The sequence below is a fragment of the Kribbella sp. NBC_00359 genome (genome assembly GCF_036097425.1).
Taxonomy (GTDB): Bacteria; Actinomycetota; Actinomycetes; order Propionibacteriales; family Kribbellaceae; genus Kribbella.
In genome coordinates this window covers 3,233,794-3,250,140 of sequence record NZ_CP107975.1, presented here as the reverse complement: position 1 = coordinate 3,250,140, position 16,347 = coordinate 3,233,794, and the positions used below count along the sequence as shown (strand labels likewise).

The 16,347-nt window shown below is 65.7% G+C and carries 13 protein-coding genes and 1 tRNA gene; 8 read left to right on the top strand and 6 right to left on the bottom strand.

Annotation, left to right across the window (positions count from 1 at the left end; genetic code table 11):
- Window positions 1–4: 4 nt before the first annotated feature.
- The 6 genes from OG876_RS15910 to OG876_RS15885 all read right to left on the bottom strand — a co-directional run bounded on the left by OG876_RS15910 (window position 5) and on the right by OG876_RS15885 (window position 5,930).
- Entirely contained in the window at window positions 5–1,456 is a 1,452-nt protein-coding gene (locus tag OG876_RS15910; protein ID WP_328525634.1) for a DUF2637 domain-containing protein, read from the bottom strand.
- Window positions 1,453–2,397, bottom strand: coding sequence for a hypothetical protein (locus OG876_RS15905; protein WP_328525633.1), 945 nt, complete (start codon window positions 2,395–2,397; stop codon window positions 1,453–1,455). Before OG876_RS15905 ends, OG876_RS15910 begins: the two co-directional genes overlap by 4 nt.
- Window positions 2,394–4,673 (bottom strand): type IV secretory system conjugative DNA transfer family protein, encoded by a 2,280-nt coding sequence (locus OG876_RS15900; RefSeq protein WP_328525632.1) that lies wholly within the window; start codon window positions 4,671–4,673, stop codon window positions 2,394–2,396. The genes OG876_RS15905 and OG876_RS15900 overlap by 4 nt, the downstream gene beginning before the upstream one ends.
- On the bottom strand, window positions 4,670–5,182 hold the full coding sequence (locus tag OG876_RS15895) for a Pycsar system effector family protein (RefSeq protein WP_328525631.1): 513 nt from the start codon (window positions 5,180–5,182) through the stop codon (window positions 4,670–4,672). Before OG876_RS15895 ends, OG876_RS15900 begins: the two co-directional genes overlap by 4 nt.
- A complete protein-coding gene (locus OG876_RS15890) occupies window positions 5,179–5,586 on the bottom strand; it encodes a hypothetical protein (RefSeq protein WP_328525630.1) in 408 nt (135 codons plus the stop codon). The genes OG876_RS15895 and OG876_RS15890 overlap by 4 nt, the downstream gene beginning before the upstream one ends.
- 110 nt (window positions 5,587–5,696) lie before the next feature.
- Window positions 5,697–5,930, bottom strand: a complete 234-nt coding sequence (locus OG876_RS15885; protein WP_328525629.1) for a helix-turn-helix domain-containing protein — start codon at window positions 5,928–5,930, stop codon at window positions 5,697–5,699.
- Window positions 5,931–6,047: 117 nt separating this feature from the next.
- Here OG876_RS15885 and OG876_RS15880 point away from each other — a divergent pair, with 117 nt between their 5' ends.
- The 8 genes from OG876_RS15880 to OG876_RS15850 all read left to right on the top strand — a co-directional run bounded on the left by OG876_RS15880 (window position 6,048) and on the right by OG876_RS15850 (window position 15,840).
- Window positions 6,048–6,395 carry a GntR family transcriptional regulator gene (locus OG876_RS15880; RefSeq protein WP_328525628.1) on the top strand — a complete coding sequence of 116 codons (348 nt, stop codon included), beginning with the start codon at window positions 6,048–6,050 and terminating at the stop codon, window positions 6,393–6,395.
- A gap of 201 nt (window positions 6,396–6,596) precedes the next feature.
- Window positions 6,597–7,985, top strand: a complete 1,389-nt coding sequence (locus OG876_RS15875) for a hypothetical protein (RefSeq protein ID WP_328525627.1) — start codon at window positions 6,597–6,599, stop codon at window positions 7,983–7,985.
- Between the two features lie 634 nt (window positions 7,986–8,619).
- Window positions 8,620–8,696: transfer RNA gene (locus tag OG876_RS15870), tRNA-Ile, on the top strand.
- A 371-nt stretch (window positions 8,697–9,067) separates the two neighbouring features.
- Window positions 9,068–11,215, top strand: a complete 2,148-nt coding sequence (locus tag OG876_RS15865) for a site-specific DNA-methyltransferase (protein WP_328525626.1) — start codon at window positions 9,068–9,070, stop codon at window positions 11,213–11,215.
- Between the two features lie 7 nt (window positions 11,216–11,222).
- On the top strand, window positions 11,223–13,814 hold the full coding sequence (locus tag OG876_RS15860) for a DEAD/DEAH box helicase (protein ID WP_328525625.1): 2,592 nt from the start codon (window positions 11,223–11,225) through the stop codon (window positions 13,812–13,814).
- 458 nt (window positions 13,815–14,272) lie between these two features.
- Window positions 14,273–14,521 carry a colicin E3/pyocin S6 family cytotoxin gene (locus OG876_RS44035; protein ID WP_442914132.1) on the top strand — a complete coding sequence of 83 codons (249 nt, stop codon included), beginning with the start codon at window positions 14,273–14,275 and terminating at the stop codon, window positions 14,519–14,521.
- Window positions 14,514–14,855: a hypothetical protein gene (locus tag OG876_RS15855; RefSeq protein ID WP_328525624.1), complete on the top strand. Its 342-nt coding sequence runs from the start codon at window positions 14,514–14,516 to the stop codon at window positions 14,853–14,855. The genes OG876_RS44035 and OG876_RS15855 overlap by 8 nt, the downstream gene beginning before the upstream one ends.
- Complete coding sequence (locus OG876_RS15850) at window positions 14,833–15,840, top strand: ImmA/IrrE family metallo-endopeptidase (RefSeq protein WP_328525623.1); 1,008 nt, start codon at window positions 14,833–14,835, stop codon at window positions 15,838–15,840. Before OG876_RS15855 ends, OG876_RS15850 begins: the two co-directional genes overlap by 23 nt.
- Window positions 15,841–16,347: the final 507 nt, after the last annotated feature.

Below are 16,347 nucleotides of genomic sequence, written 5' to 3'. Positions count from 1 at the left end.
GTGCTCATCGGTGGCTGCTCGTTTCGAGTTCGGTGGACTTCGTGGTGTCGTCGTCGCTGCTCTCGGGGGTGGTTTCGCCGGGCTCGGTGACGAGCTGGAGTTGTCCGCGCACCTGCGGGACCGGCGGCGGGTTGTCGCTGTCACCGGTGGTGGGCTCGGCCCAACCGGCGAGCTCCTGGAGGCGCTTGGCGCGGCCGAAGCCGACCGGTCGCCCGAAGGCCTCCTCGGTGGCGCGGCGGATCTCGCGCTGCCCGAGCGCCGCACCGCCGTGCTCGGCCGCGTGCCGCACCACCGCATCGAGCAGTTCGGCATCCGTGGGACCCGATCCCTTACGCGGTGCGGCGTCCGGCGTCGCGCCGGTCTCGGTGTTCGTGTCGTCGGTGCGGTGCGGTACGTGCACCGGTGCGGCCGGTGCGGTGCGGCTCGCGGAGTGCACCGGTGCGGTCGTGGTGTCGGTGCGTAGTGCACCGAGCAGGAACGCGACCAGCCACAGCGGTGCACCATCGGCCGTATCGCCGGACGCGATGTCGGCCGGAGCCGCGGTCCCGTCGCCGGGGGCCTTCGGCGGGTGGCTGGGGTCGGTCATGCCGAGTGCGGCGGAGTCGACCAGGGCGAGCAGTTCGCCCGGCGTGAGGCGCCCGCCGGCGGGCAGCAGGGCCGCAAGCTGGCGGGCCGAGAGCAAGCCGTCGCGGATGGTGTGCAGGCACGCAGCCCGGGCGCCGCGGGCCGCGTCGTAGGGCCACAGCTTGTGGCTGGGGCACAGCGTCGCCAGCCGGGACGCCATCCGCACGACCTGCTGCACGAGCGCCCGGGCCTCGGCCGGGTCGTCGGTGCCGGTTCGGGACAGGTGCAGCCACACCCGGGTGGTGATCACCGGGGAGGTGAACCAGGTCAGCGCCGACAGTCGCGCCTTGGCGGGCTGGGCGAGCTTCATGTGCAGCCGCAGCAGGTGGGCGAGCATCTCGACCAGCACCGCGTAGGCCAGCGGCGCGAGCGCGTGCGCGACGGCGTCGGCGATGCCGTGGGCGGTGTCGATGTTCAGCCACACCGTGCCGCCGATGAACACATACGTCGTGACCAGCGCGCCCGGAATCCGCCACCCGCGCGTCAAGGCCGCGAGTCGCAGGGCGGTGCAGGCCACGATCATGCCGTCGGCAACCAACGGCACCAGGTTGCTGTCGAACTTGTCCGACACGGCGCTGAACGACCGTGCGCCGCCGATCCCGGCGACGCCGAGCGCGGCGACGATCGAGACCACGATCAGCACCCGCCGGGTCGTCAGCCGCCCGGCCTGGATCGCGGCACTCACACCCCGGAAGGCGCGGCGGGTCGCCCAAACCAGCGCCGTCACGGTCGCGGCGAGGATCAGTAGTCGGGTGGCGCCGGCGGCGATCACTGGCCAAGTCACCGCGCCCTGATCGAAGACGTCGGGCAGGTTGATCAGGTGGGTGGTCATCGCTGGCCTCCAGCGGTGTCGGGTACGGCGGTCAGGCCGCCGCGGGGGCGGCCGGCCTTGATCTGCTCAGCGGTCGGCGCCGGGCCGTTGGCGTCGCGGTTGGTGGTCCACCAGGTCACGAACTCGTCCGCGTCGGCCGCGAGCGGCACGACCACGGCGGGCTGTCCCGCGGGGTCGCGGTGCTTGAGCACGTCACAGCTCGGGGCGTATTCGCCGATGCGGCGGGCCACGCCTGGCCGCTGCCGGTCGTGCCAGTCACCGACGAGCTTGTTCGACGCCTCCGGGCCGTGGTAGGCGCCGGTCCAGGCGTCCATTAGCCACAGCAGTTCCTCGACGATGTCGGGGTGCCACAGCCAGCACGGCGGCAGCGACTCCGCGCTGGTGGCGTAACGCAGATAGGTCGATTCCATCCACGGCAGCAGTTCGCTCAGCACCGCCTGTACTGCGGACTCGTCGTCCTCGGGCAGCCGCAGCCACGACACCGGCTCGACGTCGCTGGGACCTGCGGCCTTGCCACGGCTGTTGGGTTTGGCGGTGAGTCGGGTCAGGAGGTCCTCGAACGAGGCGACCGTTTTGCCCAGCGACGCCACGGTGTCATTCAGCCGCGCTACGGCGGTCTTGGAGGCGGTCTGCTGAAGACCGGTCTTCATCGCAGCCACATCCCGGGTCAGCCCCTCGACCGACCGGGCCAGCCCGGCAACCGCCGCGAGCGCGGCGGTGCCGGGGTCCTTGTCGTCGTCGTAGCGCATCAGTCGTCTCCCTCGGCGTAGGTCTACGAAGCGGTCTTCGAGCACGCCCGGGTCGATCGCGACCCAGCCAGTCGCGTTGCCGTCCTGGTCATAGGCGGGGACGGCTTCCAGGTCGAGCACCTCGGCGAGGTACTCGCAGCTCCAGCGCGCCCGCAACTCGTCGCCGCTCCATCCGCTGTTCGGTGCCGTCATGCCGCACCGCCGTCGGTGCCGTGGTCGCGGCCGACCAGTTCCCGCGGTCGAGCGGTCTCACGTCCGGCGAGGGCTGCGCGGGCCTTGCGCATCGCACCTGCCAGCCGCAGTCGCGCGAGGAGCTCGCGGGCCGGGTCGTTAGCCTCCAGCCATGTCACCGCGGCCACGACGCGAGCCGTGATCCGGCGTGTGACAGGAGCCGCCAGCCGCCGGCGCGCGGCTGTTGCGCGGTCGGCACCGGAGAGGATCTGGTCGCGCAGCCACGCGGCGTCGTTGAGGACCCGAGCGCCGATCCGGTTCTCGAGCGCAGCCATTTGGCGGTTGGTCCACTGCACGGCGGGGCGGTTGTTGAACCGTTCCCTGCGCAGGTCCGAGCGTTTCCAGGCCATCTTGACCCGCCCGATCGCGGGCGGCATGCCGCGGGTGATGATCAGCGCCTGCCCAGCCCGGAGCTGCGCGATCTGGCCCGGGGTCAGGACCGGGACGCGGCGGTCGCTGATCGACACCCCGCCGGTGGTGCGGTCCTTGGTCGCGGTCTGCTCCAGCCGCTCGCCGCACAGCGTGGACCAAAACTGCAGATCGTCATCGTCGGAGGTGCCGGCCAGCACGATCTTCGTGGTCACGTTCGTCATCAATGAACCGGTCGCGGCCTCACCGAACCGCTCCCGCAGCTGGGCACGCGACTGCGCCACGATGTGCAGTGTGATGCCGCGGGACCCGAAGTCGCCGGTCCACCGATCGAGCGGGATCAGGCAGATCAGCGCGGCCTCGTCCAGCACCATCGTCAGCTGCGGCTCCAACCGGCGGCCCGGGCTCTTGACGGCGATCGCGCGCGCCGACCTGGCGATGTGCGCCGTCAACGCGGTGACCAGCGGCGCGGTCTTCTTGTCTTCCGCGCCCAGCAGACACACGGTGCCGGTCTCGGCCAGCAGCCGCTCCACGTCGAACGCGACCCCACCGGGTGCCGCCGCAGCCGCCGCGGCCGGCACCGACAACCAGCTCAGTGCGGGCATGATCGTGGTGGAAATGCTGGAGCGGGTGCGTTCGTTGTTGTCGAAGAACTGCATGGCCTGCAGCTCGAACCCGACCGAGTTCGCGACCCGCAGCTCCCACAGCACGTCGTCCTTACCGGAGTCGGGGTGAGCGACCCAGCGCTGCACGTCGGCCATCGTGTAACGGCCGAGCGCGGCAGCGTGCATCAACGCGGTCAGCGCCTGCCGGGCCAGGTTCAGCCAGTGCTCGGCGTCGTCACTCTTGGCGCCGACCCCGTCCAGCAGGTCCGAGGCGCGGTCCATCGCCACCGACGGGTCGCTGCAACCGATCAACGGGTCGAACGAGATCGTGGAGCCGTCCTCGGTCAGGCCGTCGGGGTCGAACACCCACACCGGGCCACGCCTGCCGCGCAGGCCGCGGGTGATGTCGAGGACATCGGTCTTGGTCGACGTCACGATCGCCGCACCCGGCGCGTCGAGCAGATGCCCCATCACCAGGCCGGTCTTGCCCGCACGCGGCCCGGCCACCGTCAGCGTGTGGTCCTCCGCGCTGGAGCGAACCTTGACCCAGCCGACCGTGGCGACCGTCGTGCCCAGCTCAGTCAGCGGCACGAACCGCCGCTTCCACGTCGGCACCTGCGCCAGCGACGGCCGGACCTGCTTGGCCTTGCGGCGCAGCATCCGCGCCGAGGCGTTCCGGCGCACGTCCCACGCCGACGCCAGACCGTCAGTGACCCGACCAGCGCGCCCCAGGCGGCGCAGCAGGCCCCGCGAGCTGGACCGCGACCGCAGCGCGAAACCGGCCGTCGCGACCAGCGCGACAGTTGCCGCCAGCAACAGCAGCCACCAGCGCTGCGATGCCTGCACCGAGTCCGGCAGCGCACGGAGCAGCAATCCAGCGTAGGCCAGCCACACAGCAGCCGCGAGACCTCCACCGACCGGGCGGTTGACCGCCACCGGGCCCAGCGTCACCAACAGCAGCGCCCCGGCACCGATCGTCCACCCCGCTGCACCACCGGGCGCGTGCAGGCGCAGCGCGGCGAAACCGGCCAGCAGGACCCACAACGGCGCGGCGATGAGGACGCCGTGCATCAGGCGCCAGAACAACAGGCCGCTCGTCACCAAACCGACGACGCCGGTCGCCGCCGCCCAGTAACCCACCTCGATCACTAGGGGGGTCCGGCCCCACACGCACGCCGCGATACCCGCGGCAGTCAGCGTCACCATCAGAGCCGTGAACCGCGGCACCATCACGCCCTCGGTCCGCGTCGGTCGGCGCATCATCGCGCACCCTCGATCAGCACAGTGGCCGCCGCGACCAGCACACCCGCGGTCGCCGCCGCGAACGAGATCCGCAACAAGCGGTGCTTGGCCCAGGCGATATCGGCCAGCCGCTTCGCGTGGTGGCTGACGGCCTCCCACGGCTCGGCGAGCAGCTCGCCGTACACCTCGGGGTCGATGTGCTGGCGCAGTTCGCGAATCGACCGCAGGCGGACCGCGCCGAAGTACAGGAACTCCCCCGCGACGAGCTTGCAGCCCGGACGGTGCAGCCTCGGCACCACCACCACCAACGCACAACCCAGCGCCACCGCAAGAGCCGCGAGCGCGACACCGAACAGGACACGGACAGCCACAGGCGCGCCGTCTGACTGCGACACCAGGGACAGAACAACCGCAGCCAAGGCGGTCTCGACCGTCGCAGCGAAACCAGCTTTCGTGTCAGCCCGGTCGACAGCACCCGCGGCCGAGTCGTGCATCCGCCACGCCAGATCAAGCCGTACGTTCTCGCTCATCGCGCACCACCCGTCGCCTTAGCCGCGCTCGGCCCGGGTTGTACGTTTTCCGCGTACGACATGTGTGCGGTGTGCGCGGCCATCGTCTCGCTCGAAATCGCGAACGACGTGATCTCGACGGGACCGAATTCCGTGCTCACGTGGTAATGCCCGCCGCGCAACTCCGGCTGAACACCGAGCGCGGCACCGACCTGGTCGACCTCGCTGCAAGCCGCCGAAAAGTCCGCGTTCCGGCTCGACGGCCAGACCACGGCCCTGACCGCCGGCACCGGCAGCTCCGGGTGATCCGCCACCCACGCCGGCAGCTCGAACAACCCACGGATCAGCTCCGCTCGCTGCCGCGGAACCTCCAACATCGCGAACCGCAGCACCCACTCCATGCCGCCCGGCACAGCCTCAGTCATGCTGTAGACCTCTCGAACTCGTACCTGAGTGAAGGGAGAACCGGCCCTGTTCTGGTTGGCGCCTGGGCGGGGCCGGTCTGTAATCCCTTGTTGGTCGGTCGTGCCTGCGGTCATGAGGCTTCACCGCAGAACTCAGCCGCTGTCACGACGCGCCCAGTCGCGATCGCCGCCTCGGCCATGCGGTCTAGGACTCGGGCGGGAATGAAAAGACGCCTGCCAATCCGCACTGCCGGGAACTCCCCTGCCGCGATCGCGCGGTAGAGCGTCATCTCTGCGATCCCCAGCTCTTTCGCCATCTCCGCGACGTTCAGCCACTGGCGGTTGCCCTCGTTGGACTCCTGCATTTCCGTTCTCCTCTCGAAGCAACTCTAGTCCAGACTAGTCTAGTCTAGTCTGATTCTGCCGACAACGGCTCGCGAGTAGACATGACTAGCTGATCTAGCCCGGACTACCGTTCAGGTATGAAGTTGGACGATCAGGTCGCCGGACCCGCCTACCTCCAGGTCGCCTCCGGCATCCGCAAAGCAATCGCCGGCGGCGAACTCAAACCGGGCGAGAAGCTGCCCGCCGGGCCCAAACTCGCAACGACCTTCGGCGTAGCGCTGATGACCGTCCGCCGCGCGATCGAGACTCTCCAGTCGGAAGGCCTCCTCCGCTCCGCGCCAGGTGTCGGCGTCTTTGTTGCTACTGCTGAGAACAACGGTTCGGAGCTGGCAAGTCTGCGCGCCGACGTCGACTCATTGCGGCATCGGGTCGAGCACCTTGAGCAACTGGTGACCGACTCATCCCAGCAATGGCAAGCCGAGTGAGTCCGCGAATCTCCGGTGCCCCTGGTTTCCACATGAACCAGTGAATACTGAAGGCGACTCGCTCAACATGCCGCGACGATGCATCCACAGTGCAGCGACAGTGCAGTCTGTCTGGCTCGACCTTGCGAAGGGACTCACACGATGGACGTAGTGGACCTGTGGACAGGCCGACGAGCGTCGGCGCTCCGAGCGTCCCTGCGCATGAGCAACGAAGCCTTCGCCAGCCGCCTCGGCGCCGGAGTCCGCACCGTCGCGAACTGGGAGGCGAATCCAGACATGGTGCTCTCGCCCGGAATGCAAGAAGTACTCGACGCCGCACTGAAGGATGCAGGCGAGGATGTCCACCGGAGGTTCGGCATGCTTCTGTCAGCACAAGAGGGTGCACCGGCGAAAGCCTCGGATCAGCCAATCGGGATCAGCGAGCAACCCTCGGCAGACGCTGCCGTCGAGGCCAGCCAAGCACATTGGCGCGAGGTGCGGCAGTACCTCATCGAGAGTGGAATCGGCCTAGCAGCTAGGACGGCCGACCTGTACGACCCAGCGCTTCGCGTGGAAAACGTACCGGCAATCAGCCCCGCGACATGGCTCCCCAGGGAGCCAGTACCTCTCGACAAGCTCGTAGTCGACTGGGATGCCAGCCCGCGGAAGCCGCGAATCACCGGCATCGAGGCCGAAGCCCGTCCGACCCTGCCGCTACGTGCACCGGGTCAGGCGTTCACCCGGTACACCGCCGCTATCCGCTACCTACGAAAGCCAGCGTTGTTCGAGAACCGCCACAGTTACCGGCTCACTGACGTTGAGTGGAGCCATGGCGCCGGCCGAATGAAGTTCGGACTCGCAACGTTCTTCGACAAACTCGACGTCTCCGAGGTACTGGCACACGAGTCAGCTGCCGCCGAGCTCGCCGGCCACCTCGACTGGGCGCACCTGCCATTCAGGGGCTTGGTCTCTGATCCATTCGACCTGTCGAGACGCATCGTCAACCCCGGGATCAGCACACTGACAATCCGCCGAAACACCGTCGACGGCAGCGGCACGTTCTTCTTGCTCAGGCGTGACCCGACGCAGGTCACCAACGGTCGGCATTACAGCCTTCTCCCCGCAGGCGAGTTCCAGCCCGCGAGCATCTCGCCCGAGAGCGTCTCAGCCGACCTGGACATCTGGCGCAACATGGTCCGCGAGTACGCCGAGGAGATGCTCGGCCAACCAGAACACGACGGCAGCAGCGGAGTCCCTGTCGACTACGACGTATGGCCCTTCTATCGAGACATGACCGCCGCGCGTACCGTCGGCCAAGTCCGCCCTTACGCCCTCGGCATCATCCTCGACGCACTGAGCCTCAATTCCTCGATCGCCACCACAACCGTTATCGACGACACCGTCTTCGACGAACTGTTCAGCGATCTAGTTGCGAAGAATCCCGAGGGCGAGGTTGTAACGTCCCTGGACGCGAACAGGTCGATCCGCGGTCTGCCGTTCGACGAGCCCACTGTTAAGCGTCTGACGACGCGTGAGCCCCTCGGCCAGACGAGCGCCGCCTGTCTGACACTCGCATGGCGCCACCGCGAGGAACTTCTGAGTTTCCGCTGAGGCGCCTGATGAACGGAGAGGACATTTGGCCGCTCCATGCGCTGGGAGCGCGCCAGACAAGGAGCTCCGGGGACTGAATCCGTGCGGCGATCTTCCACGCAACGCCTCCAGAGTCGTAGCCGCTAGGCGCCACGCGGGATGATGTGACGCACGGCGGCACCCGACTCGCTGGCGTATCGAGGGACTCAATCACCCTGACGCCAACCCCAGATTCGCGGCAGAGCTGGCACTGGGCATCGCTGACAACCAGGCACTAACCCAGCTCTGCGAGGCGATCGGCGGTCACCACCCACCAGTAGTGGTGTTTCCCCTGGTCCATGCGGCCCAGCCAGCTTGGGACCAGCACATCACCACCCTTGCCCCCGGCGGCGTACACCTCGTCTACGGCAAGGACGTTTGGCCGCTCCACATACCTGGCAGTGCACCCAACAAAGAGCTCCCATGGTCCGCAATCCGCGCCGAAGTCGCGCGTTCCATTGCGAGGTCTCCGCCGCCATAGGACATCCACCGGTCTCCCTCCACACTGCACGCCCGACCGCTGTCCGGCGGCGGACGCACAAGGAAGGGCAGCCGAGGGCTACCTCTGGCTCTCGGCGGCCCTCTGATACTCTCTTCCAGCTTCGACCCGCACCGCGGGCCTATAGCTCAGACGGTTAGAGCGCTGCCCTGATAAGGCAGAGGTCACTGGTTCAAGTCCAGTTAGGCCCACCACCGCATCGTGGCCTCCGATACGAGGAGTCCCGTGCTCGAGAAGTACTCTGGCGCCGGCCAGCGGCCAGTGGCGCGCGCGCCGGTTCATGTAGCCAGGCAACAAGATCCGGTCAGCGCGGAGCGTGCCAGCCACAGTGAGGCGTAGGCCCTGTCGGCGTTGCGAGAACATCGCCTATGCATGCCGCTCCGCTTGCCGACCAAGCGGGTAGCCATTCATCAATGCCAGCACAGGCACTTCCGATCACGCGGCACTTCGCCCAGCGCTGCGCGGCAGCATCCAACTCTCACTATGAAACAAGAGCCGTGGCCAGATAGCCTGCGAACTCGTCGCACCAGAAATCGACGGACCTGCTCGGGGAAGGAAGGTACGAGTGTCGACGCTGAGCAACCTCCTACGAGTGTTGGAGCAGAAGGACCCGCAGCTGGGCGCCGACCTCGCCAAGGAGGTGAAAGCGCTCAGTGAGCGTCGGTCGTTCGGCCTCAACTTCGAACGGCACACCCCCGAGACAGTCGAACTGCCAGGCCGCCCAATCCGGCGCGGCGACAAGGTGCGGTTCCTTGCTGCGCCGGGAGAGTCCCCAGACGACGTCGATCGGCGGCTATGGAAGGTCACTGCCGTCAGGCGGAACGAGGGCGGCCGGATCGCAGCGCTGAGGGGCCAGACGAGCCCGGGTACCGAGGCAGACACGGCCGAGCGTGCTGTGGAGGACCTCGTGGTCGTAGCCGAGTTCCGTGATCCGATCTACCCCGGCCTGGTCTCAACCGGCAAGGTCGAGCGCGGTGGGGACAAGCCGTTCCATACCGTCATTAACGCTGAAAACTTCCATGCACTCCAAGCGCTGCTCTACACCCATGAAGGCAAGATCGACGCGATCTACATCGACCCGCCTTACAACACGGGCGCAAGAGACTGGAAGTACAACAACAACTACGTCGCCGATGACGACATCTACCGCCACAGCAAGTGGCTCGCGTTCATGGAGCGTCGTCTGAAGCTGGCGAAGCGGTTGCTCAATCCGGCTGACTCGGTTCTCATCGCGACCATCGACGAGAAGGAGTACCTTCGACTCGGACTCCTGCTGGAGCAAACATTCTCGGACGCTCGCATACAGATGGTCAGCACCGTGATTAACCGGAAGGGCGTGGCACGCGGCCGCGAACTCGCCCGGGTCAACGAGTTTGTGTTTGTTGTGTTCGTAGGACGTGCGGGCGTGTTGCCGATCAAGAGCGAGACGCTTGGGCTGTCGGTCGGCATCAAGTCCGAGAGGCTGCCTGACATCTGGAATCCCCTCATGCGGCGAGGAACGGACTCGAAACGCACCGACCGCGAAGGCGGGTTCTATCCGATCCTCATTGATGAGGCCTCGGGCACGATTCACTCCGTCGGACGGCCGCTCGGTGCGGGCGTCGATCGCCAGACCATCAAACCCCCGAGCGGCACGACGGCAACATGGCCGATGCGACGGGACGGGTCGGAAGGGCGGTGGCAGGTCGGCCCTGAGCGCTTGGAAGAGTTGATTGCTGACGGCTACGCGAAACTCGGTACCAAGAACCGAGCGACGGGGATGTGGACGGTGAACTACTTGATTGCCAAGGACATCAACCGGCTGGCGACTGGTGAACTCGTCTCAAGCGGACGTGATGCGTCCGGAGCGCATATCCTGAGGTACGCGGACATGGATTCGCGCGAGCGTGTGCCGAAGACGGTGTGGAACATCGGCTCGCACGACGCCACCGAGCACGGGAGCAATCTGCTCCGCGTATTGCTGCCCGGCCGGAAGTTCCCATTCCCGAAGTCTCTGTACGCCGTCGAGGATGCCCTGCGATTCTTCGTTGCGGATAAGAAGCAGGCGACGATCGTCGACTTCTTCTCCGGCTCTGGTACGACGGCACATGCAGTGATGCGGCTCAACAAGCAAGACGGCGGGCGGCGTCGCTGTATCTCAGTGACCAACAACGAGGTGTCCGCGGACGAGCAGACTAGGCTGCGCGCTAAGGGACTCCGGCCGGGAGATCCGGAGTGGGAGTCCCTGGGGATCTGCGACTACATCACGAAGCCGCGCATCAAAGCGGCAATCACCGGTGAAACGCCTGCCGGCGAACCGATCAAAGGTGACTACAAATTCGTCGACGAGTTTCCAATGGCCGAAGGCTTCGAGGAGAACGTCGAATTCTTCACGATGACCTACGAGGCGCCACGGTCAGTGGCTCACAATAGGTCGTTCGAGGCGGTCGCCGCCTTGCTGTGGCTGAAGGCTGGAGCGGAGGGCCGGCGGATCGCGAAAGCCACGGACACCTTCGAGGTCGCCGACGTATACGGCGTGTTGTTCGACATGGATGCATCCCACGATTTTCTCGCTGCTGTCGCGGAAGCCGAATCGGTGCGGGTGGCGTTCATCGTGACCGACGACGACCGGAGTTACCAGATGGTGTGCTCAGAACTGCCAGCCCACCTCGAACCGGTGCGGTTGTACGAGTCCTACCTGACGAACTTCACGATCAACACCGGCAGGGAGTGACAGGGCGATGCGGTTCACGCTGAAGGACTACCAGGTTGATGCCGTCGGCGACGTGCTGCGGAACCTGGCCGACGCCAGGTTCGACTGGCAACAGCGGAGACGCCCCACCGCGTTCTCCCTCACCGCGACAACTGGTGCCGGCAAGACGGTGATGGCGGCGGCCGTGATCGAGTCACTCTTCGACGGCAACGACGACTTCAGCTTCGAGGCGGACCCAGGAGCGGTCGTGCTCTGGTTCACGGACGACCCGTCGCTGAACGAGCAGACCCGGTTCCGATTGATGGAAGCGGGAGATCGGATCGCGCACTCCCGACTGGAGGTCATCGAGAACACCTTCAACGAAGAGAACCTCGAGCCGGGCAAGGTGTACTTCCTAAACGCACAGAAACTGTCGAAGAACTCGCTGCTCGTAAAGGGTGCACCCGACGATTCCCAGGAACCGCTGGTGGAGCGATCGGCCTCGCCGGACCTCCGCGCCTTCACGATGTGGGACACGATCCGCAACACCATCGAGAATGACCATCTCACGCTCTATCTGATCCTGGACGAGGCACACCGGGGAATGAAGGCGCCGTCGTCGCGAGAACGCGATGAGAAGTCCACAATCGTGGCGAGACTCATCAACGGCACGAACGGCGTGCCACCGGTCCCGGTGGTCTGGGGAATTTCGGCAACCGTCGATCGATTCAATAAGGCCATGGCCGCATCAGAGGGCCGCCTCTCGTACCCGCCGATCCGCGTCGACCCGGCCCGGGTGCAGGAATCCGGCCTGCTAAAGGACGACATCCGCCTCGACTTCCCTGCCGAGACTGGCCAGTTCGACACTGTGCTCCTGAAGCGGGCCACCCGAAAGGTCAAGGAGTCTACGGTCCTATGGCGTGAGTACGCAGACGGCCAGGACACCGCGGCCGACCCGGTGGTGCCGCTCCTCGTCGTTCAGGTGCCGAACACGCCGTCAGCCGACCTGCTAATGACTGCGTTCAACACGGTTCGCGAGGAGTGGCCAGACCTCCCCGGTGATGCCATGGCACATGTGTTCGGCGACCACAGTGCCATCGAACTCGGCGGTCATGCTGTGCCATACGTGAGCCCGGAGAAGGTACAAGACCGCACCCACATTCGAGTGTTGTTCGCGAAGGACGCCATCTCCACGGGCTGGGACTGCCCCCGGGCTGAGGTTCTGGTGTCCTTCCGGCCGGCCAAGGATGAAACGCACATCACGCAGTTGCTGGGTCGCATGATTCGCACGCCATTGGCGCGACGCGTCCCTGGAGACGACCGGCTCAACTCTGTCGAATGCGTACTCCCGCACTTCAACCGGCAGACTGCCACTGCGGTCGCCGAGGTGCTTCTAGGGCAGAAGCGTGAAGGTGATGACGGGACCGGCGACACCGGCGGTGGTGAGGGCCGGCGCGTGCTCGTAGCTCCGGTCGATATGAACGTGAATGCCTCGATATCGCCGAGCGTATGGAAGGCATTCGACCGACTCCCATCCCAGACCCTGCCGCGCAAGGCGGCCAAGCCCACGAAGCGGCTCACCGCGCTCGCCCAGGCGCTGTCGCGCGATGGGCTCCTCAAGGACGCCCGCAAGGCCGCCTACGGTGAAATGTTTGCCGTACTCGACGGCCTCGTCGCCCGTCACAAGCAGAAGGTGGACGAGGCAACGTACGGAATCCTCGATGTCGAAGGCGAGACCATCGTCGCCGGCGTCCGCTCCAAGAACGTCGCCATCGCAGGCAAGTTCTCCGAGATGGCCGACGATCGTTCCGTTGAGGCCGACTTCAAGGCGGCTGGACGAGTCCTGAGCCCCGACCTTGCCCGCAAGTACGCAGACCATATCGCGGTGGTCGACGCAGACGATGACGGCCTATTCGACGCACACGTGAGGATCGCCGCACTCGCCCAGGTCGAAGGGGTCCAGGCGGAGCTCGACCGGGCCGCCGACACGCTCGCGGGGAAGTGGCTGACTCAGTACAGGGTGGCCATCAAGGGCCTGTTAGATGAGCGCCGGGCTGTCTACGACGACATCATTGCGATGTCCACTGACCCGCACCGCATCGACGTCCTCCGCCCCCGAATCCGCGCCGAAGAGACCGAAGACAGCGCTGGGAACAAGGTGGCCACGAAGACGGGACACCTGATGTCTGATGCACAGGGCCGGTTCCCGATCGGATCGCTCAACAACTGGGAGACCAGGGTCCTCGAGTCGGAGATGAGCCAGCCGGGCTTCCGAGCCTGGTACCGCAATCCCGCACGTGCCTCCGAAGACTCGCTCGCTATCGCGTATAAGGACGGTAAGGGAAACTGGCGGCGGCTCTGTCCTGATTTCGTGTTCTTCTCAGGCGAGGACGAAGAGATCAAGGTCTCGATCGTCGACCCGCACGGCTTCCACCTGGGCGACGCTCTCCCGAAGCTGCGGGGACTCGCTGACTTCACCGCGGAGTACGCCCACGAGTTCCACCGCGTCGAGGCTGTCGCCCAGATGAAGGACAAGACCCTACGCGTACTCGACCTCAAGTCCGAAGCTGTCCGCAAGGCTATCCACGAGGCAGGCGACGCTGAGCGCCTCTACTTGTCTGTCGCGGCCACGGATTACTGAGCGAAGGCATTGGCCAGGGTTCAGTTTGTCGACGGTTAGGCGACCGGTCCACGATTCATCGATTCAGAACTGGAACGACCTGGGAGCAGAGTGAGGTCGATCAGAGTCGACGGGAGTCTCGATCGGCCAATTTGGTGTTGGCTGGTTACGCCTGGCGGGGCGCATGCCGGTGGAATGGGTCCGTCTCCTAAGCCGTGCGTCCCCGGGTGATCCCTGCGAGGCGGCGCTGGCCGGGTGCTCTCGACCTTCTGATCCGTAAGGCGCCTGCGATGACTACGCAATGGTCAGTATTCGAGTGTGCAACGCCCCCCGGCCGGCACCGCGCGCGACTGGAGCAGCGAGCCACGCCAGTCGCCGTGAGCGACTGCACAGATACGAGCCACGAGCTAGGGTGACTAGTCTTGGCGCGCTACGAGCTGTCGGCGCTTCGTTGAGGCGATCGGCTGGGTGGGGAGGTAGTGGAGGGGGTGGCTGAAGGTTTCTACAAAGCGCGACCCGATCCGTGCTACCTGGACCAGCTGGAGTACCTGGGAGCGTTCGGTGGTCAGAAGCGTTGGCGCTCCAACGACGGTCGGCTCTACACGTGGGATCAGCTACACGGCGAGATCGAGGTGTTCAACTCGCGGGGCCACCATATCGGTGTACTGGACGCAGTGACCGGTACTATGATAAAGGAGCCACGCAAAGGGAGGAGAATCGATGTCTGAGACGGCTACGTTCGTTGACGCGGTTCTAGATGGCCGCGCCCTCCCGGAAGATATCGACGACTTCATCGAGACCTGGCACGAATCTCCCGACGCGCCTGACTCGGTATCCAAGTTCCTCGGGTTGACACCTGACGAGTACGCGCTGTGGGTGGAGCACCCAGAGTCGCTCCGCTTCGTCTTCGCAGCACGAAAGCATCGTCGATCGGTCTCAGAGATCAGAGACGTCGCAACCGCCGCCGCAGCAGCTGCCAGGGCAGAGAATGACGGTGAGGCCAAGAAACTGCTTGCGTGGCTGAAGCAGACCGGACGGTATGTACCCATCGACCGCAGTTGAACGGCTCGCTGACACGCTCGTTGAGCGTCTAGATCTTCGTCCACCCATCGACATCCTGGCTTTGGCGCAGGAGCTCGCTGATGTCGAAGAGCTGGAGTGGTCTCCAAGCTGCGACGGTCTCGCCGTTGACCTGAACTCGAAGCGACCGAAGATCTTTCTGAGACAGCAGAGTCCTGCCTATCGCAAGCGTTTTACAGCCGCCCACGAGTATGGCCACATTCGGATCTCGTGGCACGTCGACATCGTGCAGTGCCACCAAGACCCGACCGCACCCTCTGCCGGCGCACCTGAAGGTAGCGATCGGGACCTCGGCCGCACGCTAGCTGCTCGGCAGGAGTGGGAAGCGAACCGCTTCGCATCGAGACTGCTCGTTCCCAGCAGGTTCCTCCAGGCGCTCACGAGCTCCTACCGCGAGGTCCCCGAGCTGCTGACCGATTTGGCCATTGCTGATGTCTCAGCATCTGCAGGAATCATCGCTGTGGCTAAGCATCTGCCACCTGGCTACGTCTTCCATGTGCCCGGATTGCACTGGCCGTTCGTCACCAGCCGGGGCACCCGGTCCTATGTCTCCGCGGACGAGTTTGGGTCCTGGAACTCATCCGAGCTAGACACGCGGGCCATAGCCAAGGGAACTGTCTCCCATCAGGGCCAACCGATCAGCTGGTGGCAGACCGCACCGGTTGTTACGGGCACGTTGGCTCCTGCGGATGACGACCGATCTGTCGCTCAGGTTCTGCGAGACGCTGTCGAATCTGTCTATTCGATCGATAGAGTCGCCTCCATGGCAGCGAAGATTAGCGCGAAGACCGCTGGTCTGCTCTCACATGCCCCCGACCTATCACGCGCGGACGACATCCTGACCTTGCTTAGATATCGGCTTGCTGATGACGTCGAGTGTGCCGATCTCGTCGCCAACGCCGACTTCGATCTGTATTTGGTCAGGCGGGCAATCCAGTACGCCGAAAAGCGTGGCGGCCTCCAGTAAGTCTGCGTGCCAGCCGCCGTCGCACTGGGCAGCATCTGCCCCGCCGACCGCCGCGAGCCGTGGCGGCCGTCGTGGTATCAATCGTGGTGCGAAATGAAGTCAAACCACGGTGCCTAGAGTGGCGCATGGCAGGTCGTTTCGAGATTCCCGGAGCCTGGAGAGGGCAGTCTCGACGGCATCATGGCCCCTTTTAATCCGCGGGTTGTGGGTTCGAGTCCCACGGGGCCTACCGCAATAAAGTGGCCTCTGACCTGCAGAAACGGATCAGAGGCCACCGCTCCGACGAGGTCAGCTAGATTCTCAAGGTCGCGTCGTGACACGGTTCGTGACGCAAGTTGGGTCAAGACTTGCCCCATGGCCAAGGCGAATGGTCGCAAGAAGCGCGATCGATGCGGCTTCCGAGCGGCGCCATCAGAGTGCGCGTGTATGCCGGCATCGACCCGGTCTCGAAGCGCCGCCACGACCTGACCGCTGTCAACCGGCCGGACCGGTTGACACCATTTCGCA